We start from the raw sequence: 661 nt of genomic DNA on the forward strand, positions 1-661 counted from the left end.
CTTCCCCGCGCCTGGACCGGCGCCTATAAGCAGGAAACGGGTTGCATCTGCAGACGCAGATCATCGCCCAGAAAGGATTCGCCATGAGGTGCGATGAGACCTGCGAACTTGACGGCGCCACCGACCTGATCGCCCTCAACCAGTCCTGCTTTTGTATGACGCTTGGCAGGGCGGAACTTGATGCAGCTATTTTGGAGCATGCCGGCAATCATGAACTCGGCGCGCTGCTGGCCGCGCGGCCAAACCTGTTCGCCGCTACCGCTGTGTTCGTCTCGCCTGCAGACCTGGCCGCAATGCAGGCCCAGGTGGCGGCAATTGAAGCGGTTGCCGCACTTGCGCCGTTTCAGGACGCGGCGCTGGCTCGGTCAAGCGACAGGATTACCGGCGTTCAGACGGGCACGCGCGGTCTGTTCATGGGGTATGATTTTCACATCTCTGAAGACGGGCCGAAGCTCATTGAGGTCAACACGAATGCGGGTGGGGCTTTCCTGGTCAGCGCGCTCCAGCGTGCCGTCGCAGAACATGCAATGGCTTGCGGGGATGCGCGCCTCACAAGTTCAGACGCGATCGATACACGCCTGGCGGAGAGTTTCATCGCAGAATGGCAGGCGGCAGGTCGAGAAGGCCGCCCGGACACGGTGGCGATCGTCGATGAGGATGC

The 661-nt window shown here is 61.9% G+C and carries 1 pseudogene; it reads left to right on the forward strand.

Annotated elements, in window-relative coordinates:
* Window positions 1–83: 83 nt before the first annotated feature.
* Window positions 84–661 (forward strand): annotated as a pseudogene (locus HOC_RS20685) (hypothetical protein); the annotation flags it as partial.

This window comes from Hyphomonas oceanitis SCH89 (assembly GCF_000685295.1).
Lineage (GTDB): Bacteria > Pseudomonadota > Alphaproteobacteria > Caulobacterales > Hyphomonadaceae > Hyphomonas > Hyphomonas oceanitis.